General features: G+C 72.9%; 10 protein-coding genes. All 10 read right to left on the bottom strand.

Annotation, left to right across the window (positions count from 1 at the left end; all coding sequences use genetic code 11):
* The coding region (locus tag GQS09_RS20240; RefSeq protein WP_207958061.1) for a beta-ketoacyl synthase N-terminal-like domain-containing protein at nucleotides 1-1,162 on the bottom strand (1,162 nt) is incomplete at its 3' end.
* 33 nt (nucleotides 1,163-1,195) lie between these two features.
* The gene (locus tag GQS09_RS20235; RefSeq protein WP_399552568.1) at nucleotides 1,196-7,546 is read right to left on the bottom strand and encodes a type I polyketide synthase; all 6,351 of its coding nucleotides are present in this window, start codon (nucleotides 7,544-7,546) and stop codon (nucleotides 1,196-1,198) included.
* Nucleotides 7,547-7,727: 181 nt separating this feature from the next.
* On the bottom strand, nucleotides 7,728-9,599 hold the full coding sequence (locus GQS09_RS20230; RefSeq protein WP_165988342.1) for a BTAD domain-containing putative transcriptional regulator: 1,872 nt from the start codon (nucleotides 9,597-9,599) through the stop codon (nucleotides 7,728-7,730).
* Nucleotides 9,600-9,682: 83 nt separating this feature from the next.
* Nucleotides 9,683-10,774: an HAD family hydrolase gene (locus GQS09_RS20225; protein ID WP_165988315.1), complete on the bottom strand. Its 1,092-nt coding sequence runs from the start codon at nucleotides 10,772-10,774 to the stop codon at nucleotides 9,683-9,685.
* Nucleotides 10,775-10,801: 27 nt separating this feature from the next.
* A complete protein-coding gene (locus GQS09_RS20220) occupies nucleotides 10,802-11,911 on the bottom strand; it encodes an acyl-CoA dehydrogenase family protein (protein WP_165988313.1) in 1,110 nt (369 codons plus the stop codon).
* The gene (locus tag GQS09_RS20215) at nucleotides 11,895-12,167 is read right to left on the bottom strand and encodes an acyl carrier protein (RefSeq protein ID WP_165988311.1); all 273 of its coding nucleotides are present in this window, start codon (nucleotides 12,165-12,167) and stop codon (nucleotides 11,895-11,897) included. Before GQS09_RS20215 ends, GQS09_RS20220 begins: the two co-directional genes overlap by 17 nt.
* 15 nt (nucleotides 12,168-12,182) lie before the next feature.
* Nucleotides 12,183-12,944, bottom strand: coding sequence for an O-methyltransferase (locus tag GQS09_RS20210; RefSeq protein WP_243761599.1), 762 nt, complete (start codon nucleotides 12,942-12,944; stop codon nucleotides 12,183-12,185).
* Nucleotides 12,944-13,804: a 3-hydroxyacyl-CoA dehydrogenase family protein gene (locus GQS09_RS20205; protein ID WP_165988309.1), complete on the bottom strand. Its 861-nt coding sequence runs from the start codon at nucleotides 13,802-13,804 to the stop codon at nucleotides 12,944-12,946. Before GQS09_RS20205 ends, GQS09_RS20210 begins: the two co-directional genes overlap by 1 nt.
* Before the next feature lie 606 nt (nucleotides 13,805-14,410).
* The gene (locus GQS09_RS20200; protein ID WP_165988307.1) at nucleotides 14,411-15,409 is read right to left on the bottom strand and encodes a LuxR C-terminal-related transcriptional regulator; all 999 of its coding nucleotides are present in this window, start codon (nucleotides 15,407-15,409) and stop codon (nucleotides 14,411-14,413) included.
* A gap of 569 nt (nucleotides 15,410-15,978) precedes the next feature.
* A complete protein-coding gene (locus tag GQS09_RS20195) occupies nucleotides 15,979-16,590 on the bottom strand; it encodes a flavin reductase family protein (RefSeq protein WP_313896238.1) in 612 nt (203 codons plus the stop codon).
* Between the last annotated feature and the right edge of the window lie 187 nt (nucleotides 16,591-16,777).

Here is a 16,777-nt window from a genome sequence, read left to right as displayed (position 1 = left end):
CCCCGGCCGCGCCCTGGGTGTGCCCGATGTTCGACTTCAGCGAGCCCAGCAGCAGCGGCCGGCCCTCCGGCCGGGACCGGCCATAGGTCGCCAGCAGCGCCTGCGCCTCGATCGGATCACCCAGCGTCGTCCCTGTCCCGTGCGCCTCCACCACATCGATCTCGGCGGCGGAGAGCCGGGCGTTGGCCAGCGCCTGGCGGATCACCCGTTCCTGGGACGGGCCGTTGGGTGCGGTCAGGCCGTTGGAGGCGCCGTCGGAGTTCACCGCGCTGCCCCGGATCACCGCCAGCACCGGCAGCCCGCGCCGCCGGGCCTCCGACAGCCGCGCCAGCACCAGCACGCCCACGCCCTCGGAGAAGCCGGTGCCGTCCGCGGCCGCCGCGAACGCCTTGCACCGCCCGTCCGGCGCCAGCCCCCGCTGCCGGGAGAACTCCACGAACACGCTGGGGCCGGCCATCACGGTGGCGCCGCCCGCCAGGGCGAGGTCGCACTCCCCGCCCCGCAGGGCCTGCTCCGCCAGGTGGATCGACACCAGCGAGGAGGAGCAGGCCGTGTCCAGTGTCACCGTCGGCCCCACCAGGCCGAGCACGTAGGAGATGCGGCCCGAGGCCACGCTGGTGGTGCCGCCGGTGAGGACGAAGCCCTCCAGTTCCTCGGGGGTCTCGCCGGCGCGCGGCATGTACTCCTGCGGGATCACGCCGACGAACACGCCGCCCGTGCTGCCCCGCAGCGACGCGGGGTCGATGCGCGCGTTCTCCAGGGCCTCCCAGGAGGTCTCCAGCAGCAGCCGCTGCTGCGGGTCCATCGCGAGGGCCTCCCGCGGCGAGATCCCGAAGAACTCGGCGTCGAACCCCCCGGCGTCGGAGAGGAAGCCGCCCCGCGTCAGGTAGGTGGTGCCCGGCGTGCCGGGATCAGGGTCGGAGAGCCGGTCGAGGTCCCAGCCGCGGTCCTCCGGGAACTCGGTGAGGGCCTCCCGGCCGTCCCGGACGAGTTCCCACAGCTCCTCGGGGGTGCGGGCGTCGCCGGGGAACCGGCTGGCGATGCCGACGATGGCAATCGGCTCGCGGGCGGCGGCCTCGGCGTCGCGCAGCTCCCGCTGTGCTCGCTGCAGGTCCGTCGTGACCCGCCTCAGATACTCTCGAAGCTTCTGCTCGTTGGACATCCCGGGCAGCCCCTTCCGTGCGTATGGGCGAGATCAGGCGGAACCGAGTTCGCCGTCGATGAAGTCGAAAAGCTCGTCGTCGGAGGCGGCGGTCAGGTCCCGCTCCTCCTCTGCACCGGCGGGCGCCGACAGCCGTGACAGCAGCGTCTGCAGCCGCTCGGTGAGCAGGCCCCGCTCGTTCTCGTCAAGCTCTGCCACGGCGAGCCGGTCGAGTTCCGTCATGACCGACCGCACGGTTGTCTCCTCGGTGGGCACCAGCAGTTCGTCCAGGTATCCGGCGAGCTCGGCCGGGGTCGGGTGGTCGAACACGATCGTCGGCGGCAGCCGCAGCCCCGTGCCGTTGCCCAGCCGGTTGCGCAGTTCCACCGCGGTCAGCGAGTCGAACCCGAGCTCCTTGAAGGCGCTGTCGGCGTCGACCGCCGCGGCCGTGCTGTGCCCGAGCACCACCGCGGCGGACTCCCGCACCAGCTGCAGCAGTTCCTTGCGCCGCTGCCGTGCGGGCAGCCCGACGAGCCGGTCCGCCTGGCTCGCGGCCGCCGCCGGCGACACCGCCCGCCGCCGGGCCGGCGCGGCCGGGTCCAGCGCGGACAGCAGCTCGGGCACCGGCCGGCCGCTCTCCCGCAGCCGGGCCACGTCGACCGGCACCGCCAGCGCGACCGGACGGTGCAGGCCGAGTGCGGCATCGAGCAGGGCCAGGCCCTGTTCGTCGGTGATCGCGCCCAGGCCCATGCGGGCCAGCCGTTCCCGGTCGGTCCCGCTCATGTGGCCGGTCATCGCGCTCACCCGCTCCCACAGGCCCCAGGCGATCGAGGTGGCGGGCAGTCCCAGCCCGCGCCGGTGCTCCGCGAGACCGTCGAGGAACGCGTTCGCCGCGGCGTACCCGCCCTGGCCCGCGTTGCCCAGCACCCCGGCGGCCGAGGAGAACAGCACGAACAGCGAGAGGTCGTGATCCTGGGTCAGCTCGTGCAGGTGCCACGCCGACCGCGCCTTGGTGCGCAGCACGGTGTCGAGGTCCTCCCGGGTCAGGGCCTCCAGCACGCCGTCGGACAGCACTCCGGCCGCGTGCACCACCCCGGTCAGCCGGTGCGCGGAGCTGACCAGTTCGGCCACGGACTCCCGGTCCGCGACATCGCAGGCCACCACCGAGACCTCGGCGCCGGCCGCGCGCAGCTCGGCGGCCAGCTCCGTGGCGCCGTCGGCCGCCGGGCCGCTCCGGCTGGCCAGCAGCAGCCGCCGCACGCCGTGCTCCGAGACCAGGTGGCGGGCGACGAGCCCGCCGAGCACCCCCGTCCCGCCGGTGACCAGCACGGTGCCGTCCGGGTCGAGCGGGGCGGGCAGGGTCAGGACGATCTTGCCGACGTGCCGTGCCTGGCTGAGGTACCTGAACGCCTCCGGCGCGCGGTGCACGGGGAACGTGGTCAGCGGCGTGGGCCGCAGCGCGCCCTCGTCGAACAGGACCCGGATCTCCTCCAGCATCTCGCCGAGGCGCTCGAATCCGGCCTCCATCACGTCGAACGCCCGGTAGGACACGCCGGGGTACCGGGCGGCGATCTCCTCGGGGTCACGGATGTCGGTCTTGCCCATCTCCACGAACCGCCCGCCGCGGGGCAGCAGGGCCAGCGACTCCTCGACGTGCTCGTGGGCGAGCGCGTTGAGCACCACGTCCACGCCGCGGCCGCCGGTGGTCCTCCCGAAGTGCCCGGCGTAGCCCAGGCTGCGGGAGTCGGCGAGGTGGCCGTCGTCGAAGTCCCAGGCGCGCAGCACCTCCCGTTTGCCGGAGCTGGCGGTGGCGAACACCTCGGCGCCCCAGTGCCGGGCGAGCTGCAGGGCCGCGAAACCCACACCGCCGGTCGCGGCGTGCACCAGCACCGACTCGCCCTCCCGCAGTCCGGCCAGGTCCGCCAGGCCGTAGTAGGCCGTCAGGTACACCACCGGAACGCCGGCGGCCTGCGCGAACGACATGCGCTTCGGCATCGGGACGACGAGCCTGCGGTCGGAGACCGTGACCGTGCCCAGGCCGCCGGTGAACAGGCCCATCACCCGGTCTCCGGGGGCCAGGCCGGTGACCCCGGCGCCGGTCTCCAGCACGATGCCGGCGCCCTCGCCCAGCGAGGACCAGTCGTCCCGCGGCACCATGCCGAGCTCCAGCAGCACGGCCTTGAAGTTCAGGCCCCCGGCCCGCACCGCGATCCGCACCTCGCCCGCCTCCAGCGGACGCAGCGCCTCCGGGCAGGCGGTGAGCGCCATTCCGTCGAGTTCGCCGCGGTAGGTCAGGGACAGCCGCCAGGGCTGCTCCGCGGGTGCGGCCAGCGCCGGGGCCGTGGAGGCCCGGACGAGCCGCGGCACCGCGCCGGAGCCCCCGCGGATGACGAGTTCCGGATGGCCGGCGGCCATCGCGGCGGGCAGCGCGCGCCGGGTGTGCGGATGGTCGTCGGCGTCGATGTGGCGGATCCGGCCGGGGTGTTCCGTCCGGGCGGTGCGGAGCAGCCCGGCCACCGCGCGGTGCGCGAGCTCGTCGGTGCGGGTGAGCACGACGAGCGGGACGCCGGCGAGCCGGTCGTCCGCGAGCCACTCCCGCACCACGTGCAGGGTGCGGTCGACGACGTCCTCCAGCTCGCCGGAGGGGCAGGTCCACAGGGCGGCGGTCGCCGACGCCAGGGAGTCCGGGCGGTCCTGGCCGTCCGCCGGGAGCGTGACCCAGCCCTGCTCCGCGGGCGGCTCCGGCAGTTCGACCGGTTCCAGGTCGAGGCCGAACAGCGCCGAGAGGTCCGCGCGCGTCCGGCCGAGCGCGCCGGCGTCGACCGGCCGCAGTGCCAGCCGGCCCACCGTCGCCACCGGCTGCCCGGCCTCGTCGGCCAGGAGCAGGGTGACCGCGTCCGGCCCGGCCGGGGACATCCGCACCCGGAGCGTCCTGGCGCCGGTGGCGTACAGGTGCACGTCGGTCCAGCCGAACGGCATCCGCAGGCCGTCCGGGCCGTCCGCACCGTCCGCGCCGTCCAGGCCGGCCGCGTGCAGCGACGCGTCCAGCAGCGCGGGGTGCAGCCCGTAGCCGGAGACGTCCTGGTCCTCCGGCAGCGCGACCGATGCGTAGATCACGTCCCCGTCCCGCCATGCGGCGTGCACGCCGCGGAAGGCGGGGCCGTAGGAGTAGCCGCGGTCGGCCAGGGCCTCGTAGAAGCCGTCGACCGGCACGGCGGCGGCGCCGGGCGGCGGCCACTCGGCCAGGTCGCCGGGTGCCGCGGGCTCCTGGGAGGTCAGCACACCCGTCGCGTGCCGGGTCCAGTCGTCCTTCCCGGCGGGGCTGGTGTGCACGCTCACCGGCCGCCCGTCGCCGGTGTCCGCGCCGAGCAGCACCTGCAGGTCCAGGTCGGCGTCGAGGACGACCGGTGCGTGCAGGGTCAGCTCGGCCAGATGACCGCATCCGACCTGGTCCCCGGCGTGGAGGGCCAGCTCGGCCAGGGCCGCGCCGGGCAGCAGCACCGTGCCGCCGAGCCCGTGGCCGGCCAGCCACGGCTGCGTGGTGCGCGAGAGCCGCCCGGTGAGGACGGTCCCTTCCCCGTCCGCCGTGCGCAGCGCCGCGCCGAGCAGCGGGTGGTCCGCCGGGCGCAGGCCCAGGGCCCCGGTGTCGCCGGCCGCGACGGGCTCCTCCAGCCAGTAGCGCCGGCGCTGGAACGGGTAGGTGGGCAGGTCCGCCGTGACGGGCGGTATCCGCCAGTCGATGCCGGTACCGTTCACGTGGGCCCTGGCCAGTGCGGTGCGGAAGCGGTCCGGGCCGCCGTCGTCCCGGCGCAGCGACTCCAGTACGACCGCGTCGTCGATCTCCGCGTCCTCGGCCGTCGCGCCGATCGCGGTGGTGAGCACGGGGTGCGCACTGACCTCGACGAACACCCGGTGCCCCTGGTCGAGCAGGGCGCGGGTGCCCGCGGCGAAGCCGACGGTGCGGCGCAGGTTGCGGAACCAGTACCCGGCATCCAGCTCCGTGCCGTCCAGGAAGCCGCCGGTGACCGTGGAGTGGAACGGCACCCGGGCGGGCCGGGGTTCGATGCCGGCCAGGGCCGTGACGATCTCGTCGCGCAGGTCCTCGACATGCTCCGAGTGCGAGGCGTAGTCCACCGGGATGGTCCGTGCCCGGATCCCGTCGGCCTCGCAGGAGGCGACCAGGTCGGCCAGTTCGCCGGGTGTGCCGGACACGACCGTGCTGGCGGGCCCGTTGACCGCGGCGACCTCCACCGCGCCGCCGTACCGCTTGATCCGTTGCGCGGTCTCGGCCTCCGGGAGCTGGAGGGACGCCATGCCGCCGGTGCCGGACAGCCGGGTGATGGCCTTGCTGCGGGAGGCGACGACGGCCGCGGAGTCCGCGAGCGACAGCGCGCCGGCGACGTGGGCGGCGGCGATCTCGCCCTGGGAGTGGCCGATCACCGCGTCGGGGGCCACGCCGTGGTGCTGCCACAGCGCGGCGACCGAGATCATGACCGCCCACAGGGCCGGCTGGACCACGTCGACCCGTTCCAGCGGCCCGGCCAGCGCGTCGAGGAGGTTCCAGTCGGCATGGGGTGCGAGGGCCTCGGCGCAGGCGTCCAGCTGCTCGCGGAAGACCTCCGACTCGCGGTGCAGGGCGAGTGCCATTCCGGACCACTGGGAGCCCTGGCCGGGGAACACGAAGACCGTCTTGCCGCGCGGGCGGGCGGTGCCGAGCAGGACGTCCGGGGACGGCCGGCCCTCGGCGATCGCCTGCAGTCCCGCCAGCGGGTCGCCGCCCGTCACCGCGGCGCGGTGGGCCAGCCGTGGCGCGCGGGTGGCCAGCGCGGCGGCCACGGGGGCGACCGGGCGGTCCGTCAGGTGGGTGTGCAGTTGCCGCGCCCTGGCCGCGAGCGCCGTGGGCGAGGAGGCGGACAGCAGCAGCGGCACCGCGGTGTGCCCGTGCTGCGGCTCCCGCCCGGGCCGGGGCTCCGCCCCGGTCTCCGGTTCCCTCCCCCGCTCCGTCCCCGGCTCCGTCCCCGGGCCCGGCTCCGGCTCCGTCCCCGGCTCGGCCACGGACTCGGGCGGGGCCTGCTCGATGATCACGTGTGCGTTGGTGCCGCTGATTCCGAACGCGGACACGGCGGCCCGGCGCGGCCGGTCCGTCCGGGGCCACTCCCGCGCCTCGGTCAGCAGCTCCACCGCGCCCGATGTCCAGTCCACCGCGGGCGTCGGCTCGTCGGCGTGCAGGGTCCTGGGCAGCAGGCCGTGCCGGATCGCCTGCACCATCTTGATCACCGCACCGACCCCGGCGGCGGCCTGGGTGTGCCCGATGTTGGACTTGAGCGCGCCCAGCCACAGCGGCCGGTCCGCCGGCCGTTCGCTGCCGTAGGTGGCCAGCAGCGCCTGTGCCTCGATCGGGTCGCCGAGCCGGGTGCCGGTGCCGTGCGCGTCCACGGCGTCCACGTCGGCGGGGGCGAGTCCCGCGTCGGCCAGTGCCTGGCGGATGACCCGCTGCTGGGACGGCCCGTTGGGCGCGGTCAGGCCGTTGGAGGCGCCGTCGGAGTTCACCGCGCTGCCCCGGATCACCGCGAGCACCGGGTGCCCGAGGCGCCGGGCGTCGGAGAGCCGTTCCAGCACCAGCATGCCGACGCCCTCGGACCACCCGGTGCCGTCCGCCGCGGCCGAGAACGCCTTGCACCGGCCGTCCGGCGCCAGCCCGCGCTGCCGCGAGAACTCCACGAACGTGTCCAGGGTCGGCATGACGGCCGCGCCGCCGGCCAGCGCCAGCGAGCACTCCCGGGTCCGCAGCGCCCGGCTCGCCAGGTGCATCGTCACCAGCGACGAGGAGCACGCGGTGTCGACCGTCAGGGCCGGCCCCTCCAGGCCGAGCAGGTAGGCGATCCGGCCGGAGGCGACGCTGGCCGCGCTGCCGGTGCCGCCGAACCCGTCACCGCCCTGCCCGGACTCCTCCGCGCCGAGGCCGTAGCGCTGGCCGCCGTGGCTCATCAGCCCGACGAAGACGCCGGTGTCGCTGCCCCGGAGAAGCTGCGGGTCCGTCCCGGTCCGCTCCAGCGCCTCCCACGAGGTCTCCAGCAGCAGCCGCTGCTGCGGGTCCATCGCCAGCGCCTCCCGCGGCGAGATGCCGAAGAACTCGGCGTCGAACTCGGCAGCGTCGTACAGGAAGCCACCGCCGCGGGCGTAGAAGCTGCCCGGCACGCCGGGGTCCGGGTCGTACCGGCCGGCGATGTCCCAGCCGCGGTCGGCGGGGAAATCCCCGATCGCGTCCCGGCCCTCGGTCACCAGCTCCCATAATCCGTCGGGCGAGACCACGCCTCCCGGGTAGCGGCAGGCCATGCCGACGATCGCGATCGGCTCGGCGGCGGCCCGCTCCAGTGCCTGGAGCCGCTCGCGCGTGTCCTGCAGCTCCCCGACCGCCTGCTTGAGGTAGTTCCGCAGTCTGGCCTCGTTCTCCATCGTCTCGTCACTCCTCCGGCCGAGTTCTCAACTGGGCCAGTCAACCGTGCAGGGGCGGTGGGCAGCCGGGTTCGAGAACCCCGTACCGGGCGGCGAATCTGGCTCCCGGGACCAACGGACGGGTCCCGGGTCACCCGGCGGCATGGCAGAGCCTCAGCAGGCCGGACTCCTCCGCCGCTCCGGCGAGCGGGTCCAGCGTCACCGGTTCGAGGGTCATCCGGCTGGCGTGGCGCTGGCGGGCGCCCCATCCCGGGTGCCTGCGGAACAGTTCCGGCCGGGCCGCGGCGACCACCAGCAGCGGCATCGGGTCCGGCGGGTTCAGCAGGTCCTCGACGGTCTCCAGCACCGCGTTGTCGGCCAGGTGCAGGTCGTCGGCGAACACCACCAGGGGCCGGTGCTCGGCGAGCTCGGTCACATTCGGCGTGGTCAGCGGTCCGAGAGGGTCGAGCCGCACGGTCGCCGCGTTCTCCACGCGGCGTTCGAACGCGTCGAGCAGCGGTGTCTTCCCGATGCCCGGGGCGCCCAGCACCAGGACCAGGTGCGGCCGGGCGCGGCGGCGGACCCGCTCCAGCAGGCTGCTCAGCACACCCAGTTCGGGCTCGCGGTCGAAGACCTCCGGGTGGGCGAAGGGGTCGCGGAACCATCCCTTGACCGTCCACCGGGGACGCAGGCCGCCCTCCCGGCCGTACCGCACGGCCGAGCCGGTCAGTTTCCTGGTGCGGTCGCACACCACGATCTCCGTGTCCTCGGCGAACTGGAGCAGGGACTCGCAGTCGACGAGCAGCGCGCCGTTGACGGGCAGCGGTTCCAGGACCTTGGCGCCGGGGCGGACGGGGATCTCGCCCGTCGACACCGCCATGCGCAGCGCGGGCCGCTCCTCGTCCGGCAGGTCGAAGCAGATCCGCTGCCGCAGCGACATCGCGGCGCGGACCGCCCGCCCGGCGGCCTGGTCGGTGCCGTCCTCCTGCGGCGAGGCGGGCTTGAACAGGGCCAGCATGACGGAACCGGTCAGCCCGGCGACCACGCCGCCGAGCCGCTCCACCTCCTCGCGCACGGTCGTCGCGGTCCGTTCCAGGGCCTCGCCGACATCGGTGACCCGGCTGCCGGCGCCGAAGTCGGCGCGGACGAGCACGGCGCTGACCCGGCTCCGGCCGCCGGGGGCGGCCGGCGGGACAAGCTGGACCGGGCGGAGCGCCGGCCGGCGGCGGGACTCCGTCTCCCGGCCGAGCCCGGTGATCATCACCGGGCGCGCCGGGCGGGCGGGGGCCGCGAGGGACGGGTCGTGCACGAGGATCGCGTGCTGCAGCATCTGCAGCTCCGGGCCGGGTTCCAGACCGAGCTGCTCGGCCAGCCGCAGCCGCACCCGCCGGTAGACCGCGAGGGCGTCGGCCTGCCGGCCGCTGCGGTACAGCGCGAGCATCAGCTGCTGGCACGCCCGCTCGCGCAGCGGCTCGGCCTCGACCATCGCCTCCAGTTCGCCGAAGACGGCCTGGTGACGGCCGTTGGCGAGCTCGGCCTCGAAGTAGTCCTCCCGGACGTCCAGCCGGGCGTTCTGCAGCGCGGTCAGCTCCGCCCAGGAGTGACCGGCCTCCACCAGGTCGGCCAGGGCCCGGCCGCGCCACAGCGCGAGCGCGTCGCGCAGCAGGTGCGCCGCGGTGCCGGGACGGCCGGCCGCCAGCTCCGCGCGGCCGGCCTGCGCCATGCGGTGGAACCGGAACATGTCGATCTGCTCCGGGTCGACCTGCAGCTGGTAGCCGTGCGAACGGGTCAGCAGGGCCGGCACACGGATACCGGCCCGGGCGTGCTGGGCGAACATCACGCGCAGGCCGCGCACCGCGTTCTGCAGGATCTTGCGTGCCGTGGCCGGCGTCTCCTCGGTGTTCCACAGCCCTTCGAGGAGCTTGCTGGTGGCCACCCCCTGATTGGCGTTGAGCAGCAGCAGACCGAGCGTCGCTCTGCGCCGGTCACCGCCCAGCGCGATCGGTTGGTCGTCGTGCCTCACTTCTAATGGTCCAAGAACCGTGAACTGCAAAGGGGCCCCCGTAGATTTTTGTGGTCGATGTGATCCGTGCGATGAACCCGCGCCTACCGCCACTCGGCTTCGCGCCCGGCGGCCTGCGGATCGGGAGCGATGACGCGCATGGTCGTCGGCGGGTCCTGCCGGCGCGGCTCCAGATGCAGGCACTCGGTGCCTTCGGGCGGCGAGAACGGGTCGAGACAGGCGCATTCCGCGGTGGTGAACCCGGCGAACCGGTAGGCCACCTCCATCATCCGGTTGCGTTCGGTGCGCCGGAAGTCGGCCGCGAGGTGCACACCGGCCCGCGCGGCGGCGTCGGTGAGCCACTGCAGCAGCACCGCGCCCGCGCCGAAGGAGACGACCCGGCAGGACGTCGCCAGCAGTTTGATGTGCCAGGCCCGCGGGGTCTTCTCCAGCAGGATGACCCCGACCGCGCCGTGCGGGCCGAAGCGGTCGGCCATCGAGACCACCAGCACCTCGTGGTGCTCGTCGGTCAGCAGCGCGCGCAGCGCGGCGTCCGAGTAGTGCACGCCGGTCGCGTTCATCTGGCTGGTCCGCAGGGTCAGTTCCTCGACCCGCGTGATCTCCTCGTCCCTGGCCTTCCCGATCCGCATCACCAGGCCGAGCGAGCGCAGGAACTCCTCGTCGGCCCCCTGGTACTGCTCCCGCTCCCGGTCCCGCTCGAACCCGGCCTGGTACATCTGGCGGCGCCGGCGGGCGTCGACGGTGACCACCGGCGGGCTGAACTCGGGCAGGTCGAGCAGGGTGGCTGCCTGTTCGGCCGGGTAGCACCGGACGTCCGGCAGGTGGTAGGAGACCTCGGCGCGTTCGGTCGGCAGGTCGTCGATGAAGGCGATCGTCTTCAGCGAGAAGTTGAGCTGCTCGGCGATTCTCCGCACCGACTCGGACTTCGGTCCCCAGCCGATGTGGGGCAGGACGAAGTACTCGGCGAGGCCCAGCTCCTCCAGCCGTGCCCACGCCTCGTCGTGGTCGTTGCGGCTCGACACGGCCTGCAGCACTCCACGCGCGTCAAGTTCGAGAACGACCTTGCGGACGGCGTCGTCGACCTCGACGTGGCCGTCCTCGACCAGCGTGCCCTTCCACAGGGTGTTGTCGAGGTCCCAGATCAGGCACTTCACGACTGGCTGTGCTTCGGTCATGTCCGCTCTCCCGTTCCGTGCGACCGCTCAACCCGCCGTCGAGGCGGCGTGCTCGGCGAGCATCAGCTGACAGATCTCGTTGCTTCCCTCGATGACTTCCATCAACTTCGCGTCGCGGTACGCCCGCTCGACCACGTGTCCGCCCGCGGCGCCCGCGGAGGCGAGCACCTGCATGGCGGACGCCGCGCCCCGGGCGGCGTTCCCGGCCGCGACGTGCTTGGCGAGGACGGTTGCCGTCACCTGCTCCGGAGAGCCGCTGTCCCAGCTGCGGCTGGCGTGCTCGCAGGCGAACGTCGCCGTCCGTTCCGCGGTGTAGAGCTCGGCCAGGTGCCGGGCGACGAGCTGGTGCCGCAGCAGGGGTTTGCCGAACTGTTCGCGGTTCCCGGCATGCCGGGCGACGGCCGCGAGGCAGGCCCGGAGCATGCCGACGCATCCCCAGGCGACCGACAGCCGGCCATAGGTCAGGGCCATGGTGGTCAGCAGGACGACCGGCTGGCCGGCCACCGCGAGCAGGTTCTCCGCGGGGAGCCGCACGCCGTCGAGCTCCACCAGGGCGTGCCCGGCGGCGCGGCAGCCGAGCGGATCGGCCACCCGCGTCACCCGGACACCGGGGGCGGAGGCCGGCACCAGGGCGACGCCGCCGCCGTCCCCGTAGCGGCCGAACACGACGATCCAGTCGGCATAGCCGGCGACCGTGATCCAGGACTTGGTGCCGTCGACGACGATGTCCTCGCCGTCACGCCGGATCGCGGTGCTCATCGCGGCGAGATCGCTGCCGGCGCCGGGCTCGCTGAACGCCACCGCGGCCAGGTCCCCGCTGGTGAGCCGGCCGATGTACTCGGTGCGCTGCGCCTTGTCGCCGAACCGCTGGATCGTCCACGCGGCCATGCCCTGGGAGGTCATCACGCTGCGCAGCGAGCTGCACAGGGTGCCGGTGTGCGCGGTGAGTTCGCCGTTGTCCATGCCGGACAGGCCGAGTCCGCCGAACTCCGGGCTCGCCCCGGCGCACAGCACGCCCTTGGAGCCGAGTCCCCTCAGGACGCCGGCCGGGATCTCGCCCGTGACGTCCCACTCGCTCGCGGCGTCGGCGACCGTCTCGGTCACCAGCGCGGTCAGGGCGTCAAGCACCGTCACCACCGCGTAGCCGGGTCACCAGCGAGCTCATGGCCCGCACGGAGGAGAAGTTGTCGCGTGAGAGGTCGGGGCCCTCCACGGTGACCCCGAACGTCTTCTCCACGAACACCACCAGTTCCATGGCGAAGAGCGAGGAGACCGCGCCGGAGGCGAACAGGTCCACCTCCGGCTCCCAGGTCGCCTTGGTCTTTGCCTGGAGAAACTCGCCGATGCGCTGCTCGATGGCGGCGACCGGCAGCTCGGTTGTCGAGTCCGTCATGGGAACGTCCCTTCCTCACTGCACCGTGTGCTCGGGGTTCTCGGGGTTCTCAGGGTTCTCGGGGTGTGCGGGGTTCTCGGGGTGTGCGGGGTCCGGGCGGCCTGCGGGGCTCGCGGGGTTCTTGCGTGCCAGCGTGATCCCGTCCGCCATCACGAGCATGGACAGCTCCACCCGGCGGTCGGCGGCGAGCGAGGCGTTGAGCTCACGGATGGCCCGGGTGTCGGGATCGTCGGCCTCGGGGTCCGCCACCCGCCCGAAGTAGAGCGTGTTGTCCAGTACGACCAGGCCGCCGGGCCGCAGATGGGTCAGCGCCTGCTCGTAGTAACGCGCGTAGCTGGTCTTGTCGGCGTCGATGAAGACCAGGTCGAAGGTCTCCGGCCCCCGCTCGGCGAGCAGGTCCGCCATGGTCCCCGCGCCGTCCCCGAGCCGCAGCTCGATCCGGTCGGACACCCCGGCACGGTCCCAGTACCGCCGGGCGACCCGGGTCCAGCGCTCGCTGATGTCGCAGGTGACGATCCGCCCGCCGGGCGGCAGCGACCGGGCCATGCACAGCGTGCTGTAGCCGGTGAACGTGCCGATCTCCAGCACCCGGGACGCACCGGACAGGCCGACCAGCATGGCGAGCAGCTGCCCCTCCTCGGGCATGGTCACCATGGCGTTCAGCGCGGGCATGAAGGCCGTCTCGGCGACCAGGTCGCGCAGGATCTCGTCGTCGCGCAGGGACACCGACCGCACGTAGTCGAGCAGCCGCTCGCTCAGTTCCACCTGGCCGGCCATCAGCGGACTTCGTATTCGTAGAAGCCACGCCCGGTCTTGCGGCCGTGGTTGCCTTCGGCGACCTTGCGGAGCAGCAGCTCACTCGGGCGGAAACTGTCGTCCCCGGTGCGCTCGTGGAGCACCGTCAGGGAGTCGACGAGGTTGTCGATGCCGATCAGGTCGGCGGTCCGCAGCGGACCCGTCGGGTGCCCCAGGCAGCCTTCCATCAGGGCGTCGACGTCCTCGACGGTGGCCCGGCCCTCCCCGACGACGTTCGCCGCGTCGTTGATCATGCGGTGCAGCACCCGGCTGGTGACGAAGCCGGGACCGTCGCCGACCACAACCCCTTTCCGGTCCAGGACGGACAGCAGATCCTGGACGGCCGCCATCGCCCGCTCGCCGGTGCGCGGCCCGCGGATGACCTCCAGCGTGCCGATCAGGTAGGGCGGGTTCATGAAGTGGATGCCGACCAGGTCCTCGGGGGACGGGACCTGGCCGGCAAGCTCGTCGACCGGAATGGAGGAGGTGTTGGTGACCCGCAGCGTGCCGGGCGCGACCACGGAGGCGATCTCCCGGTGCACCTTGGCCTTCAGCTCGGCGGACTCGGTGATCGCCTCGATCACCGAGCCGGCGCCGGCCGCCGCCGCCGCGGACTCGGCGAGCTGCAGCTCACCGACGGGTCCGCCCCGCGGGAGGGCTCCCATCATGTGCGCGAGCCGGAGCTCGTCGCGTACCCGCTCGCGTGCCCTGTCCAGCCGTGCGGGGTCGATGTCCACCAGCACGGCCGGCACTCCCCGCCCGATGGCGAGGGTCGCGATACCGACGCCCATCACGCCCGCTCCGAACACCGCGAGCCGCGGTGCACTCCTGTTGTCCGTCATCGGCTCACCACACCTGTCCGTTCCTGAACGGTGCAGGGCATTTTCGGCTCCCGGCCGATGCCGCACACGACAGACCCGCCCATAATCACCTCAGCTTTGCATTCGGAAAGATCCCCGGAAGTCATTGCCCGAATGAGGAGAATCACGCCTGGGTATGCGGGCACAAAAAATGGCCCGTCAGACCAGAGCCGCATGTGTCGTGACGCCGGGCAACCCACGGCCATCTCCGATGATGGTTCTCACGAGTTCAAGCCCGCCGTCTGGCGCGCGGTTCACCTCGCTGCCGTGGCGTCACAAACGTGTCATGCACGGCTCCGGCCGGCCGGCAACGCGAGGGATGAATACACTGCGGGCCCCCATAGTGTTCAGCGAACAACTCCGCGGTTGGTCTGTGGCAACAGCTCAGAGGATGTAACAGAAGCCGTGCCGGCTCAACCCCGTGGCCCGCTCATCAAGCTGCACTTCCACTTGAGGAAGCTCACCCGACCGGCGCCCGGCCGGCGCCCGAGGGTACGCTGGTACACGGCGGCCGGTCCCTGCCGCGGCGCGGTCCGGCGGGAGGGCTCGGTCGCGTGGCGACAGGCCGGGTGCCCGAACCGGCCGGCGCTACCCGGCCTCTCCGGGGTTCGCCTCCTTCGCCAGGTAGTCGAACACCAGGTAGCCGAACTGGAAGCGGCTCGTCGCGCCGAACATCTGCATGACCTGGCCGATGTGCTTGCGGCAGGTGCGGACCGACACACCCAGGCGCCGGGCGATGACTTCGTCCTTCGCCCCGGAGATCAGCATCTCGACGATCTCCTTCTTCATGTCGTCGCTGATCGCATCGATCTCGGCCCGCCGGGTATCGAATTTCTTCGCCGTTGCCCAGACGTGTTCGAAACAGGAGTAGAGAAAGTCGATGAGCGAGCGCTCCTGCACGATCACGGCACCGCCGTCCTCCCCGCTCGACGGGATGAATGCCGTCGTGCGGTCGAAGATGACGACCTCGCCGAAGAGCGCCCCCGCCGTCCGTATCTCGGCACCGGAGACCATCAGTTTCTCGGCGTGCTCGCGGGTCGGTGTGTCGAACCGTGCGGCGTGCTGGTACAGAAGGCGCATGCGCACGCCCCGGCCGAGCATCTGGAGATCCCGGGTCTGCGCCTCGACCAGCTCCTCGGCCGACTGCCCGCTCTCGGACTGCATGCAGACGACCTCGTGGGAACTGTTCGCCGCCGCCTCGGACATCAGCGACCGGACCACCTCGGGCACCTTCACGATCTCGAACGAGTTTGCATACCCACTGGCAAACTTGCTCGACCGGAAGAGCAGCGAGAGCCGCGCGAGATCGTGCCGCAGCTGGCCTATTGCCAGTTTCCGTTCCAGCAGATCCAGCTCACCGGGGGTCAGGACGTGGGAGTAGGCGACACCCGGGTCCACCGGGACGAGCCAGTCGTCCTGGCGACGGGACGGCCGGACGAGCTGGAGATCCATGAGGTTGGCGACGATCGCCTTGCTCTTGTCGAGCTCGAAGCCGAACTCGTGTGCGACGTCCTCGGCAGTGAAGCCATCCCTGCCTAAGCACCACTCATAAACTTCGAAACTTCCGGTGACCAGTTTGGGAAGCAAGGGCGCTCCAATTTCGCTCAGAATTCCTTCCGCCTGCCCGGGAAGGAATATTCCGCCCGACTGGTGACCGGGGTGTGTGCCCATACGCCACATGCGGGTTTCCCCGGCAGTCCAGTCGCAATTCGTTGTGGTTGCCGCTCGGGAGTCGGTTGCCGAAGGTCCTGGGGAGGCCGTGCCGGTGTCCGGGGGTGCGCGGCCGCGGGCGCGACGGCGGTCGTGGCGGCGGTTGTGACGGCGACGGGCGGTGGCCTGGTGCCGTCGTCGCCGGCGGAACCGGTTCAGCACGTGACCGGAGATGCCACGGGCGGGAAAGGCTGCATGCCGTCGCCGGACCTCCACCACGCTGAGCAGTATGCGGGAGGAGCAACGGATTCCGCAGCCCTCTTTCGGCCCGGGGGCGAAAAGGGTCCGGCCGGGCAGGACCAGCCGGTGCGCCGGCGCCCCTCCGGATCGCCGCGGAGGGCGGCGGGGGCCCGGGCGTCCGGGCCGTGGTCCTCCGGGCCGCACCGGAACGTCTCCCCGGCCTGACGGGCCGTACGGGCCGCGCGGCGAGCGGTCTCCGGGGCCGCCTACGGTTCCCGGGTGCCGCCGCCGGCCGCCGGCCGCGGCAGTGCGCCCGTCGCCGCGAGCGGTCCGGCGGTCTCGCAGAACGACCCGAACCTGCCGCGGTGGAACACCAGCGGCGCAGGCTCGTCCTGGCCCGCCCGCAGCCCGGTCACCCGGGCGATGAGGATGACGTGATCGCCTGCGACGTGCTCGGTCTCGATGGAACACGACATCCAGGCGATCGCGTCGCACAGTTCCGGACCCGCCTGCGAGTCCCGCCACCGTACACCGGCGAACCGGTCGATGTCCTTGACCGAGAACTGCCGGCACAGCTCTCCCTGGCCGCTGCCGAGGACGTTCACGCAGAACGTACCGCTCTTGCGGAGGTCGATCAGCGTCGACGACGTGTTCCCGGCGCAGAACATCACCAGCGGGGGCTCCAGCGACACCGAGGTGAAGGAGTTGCACGCCATGCCGACGGGCTCGCCCAGCGGCCCTGTGGTGGTGATTACCGTTACCCCGGTCGGCAGGTATCCGAGGGTGCGCCGGAAATCCGCCGCGTCGAACGGGGCAACCATAATCGACTCCTCCTGTAGCCAATCCCCGGAAGCGTATTTCACCGCTCTGAATTCCACGTTGGGACGGGCTACCAAGACCTCTGGCCGGATTTGGCTCTCCGGCGCAGAGACGGGGGCCGTCCCGGCCGGGCGGCAGGTCGCGCGCAGGTGCGGCCGGTGTGCTCCCGGGACGGCCGTCCCCGCCCGGCGTGCGTGCGCGCGCCCCGGGCGGGGACGGGGCACGGGCCGCGGTCCCCGCCGGGCG

Origin of the sequence: Streptomyces sp. YIM 98790, assembly GCF_011421595.1 — a bacterium.
Taxonomy (GTDB): Bacteria; Actinomycetota; Actinomycetes; order Streptomycetales; family Streptomycetaceae; genus Streptomyces.
The sequence above is the reverse complement of the archived record's forward strand: the minus strand, read 5'-3'. Positions and strand labels throughout refer to the sequence as shown.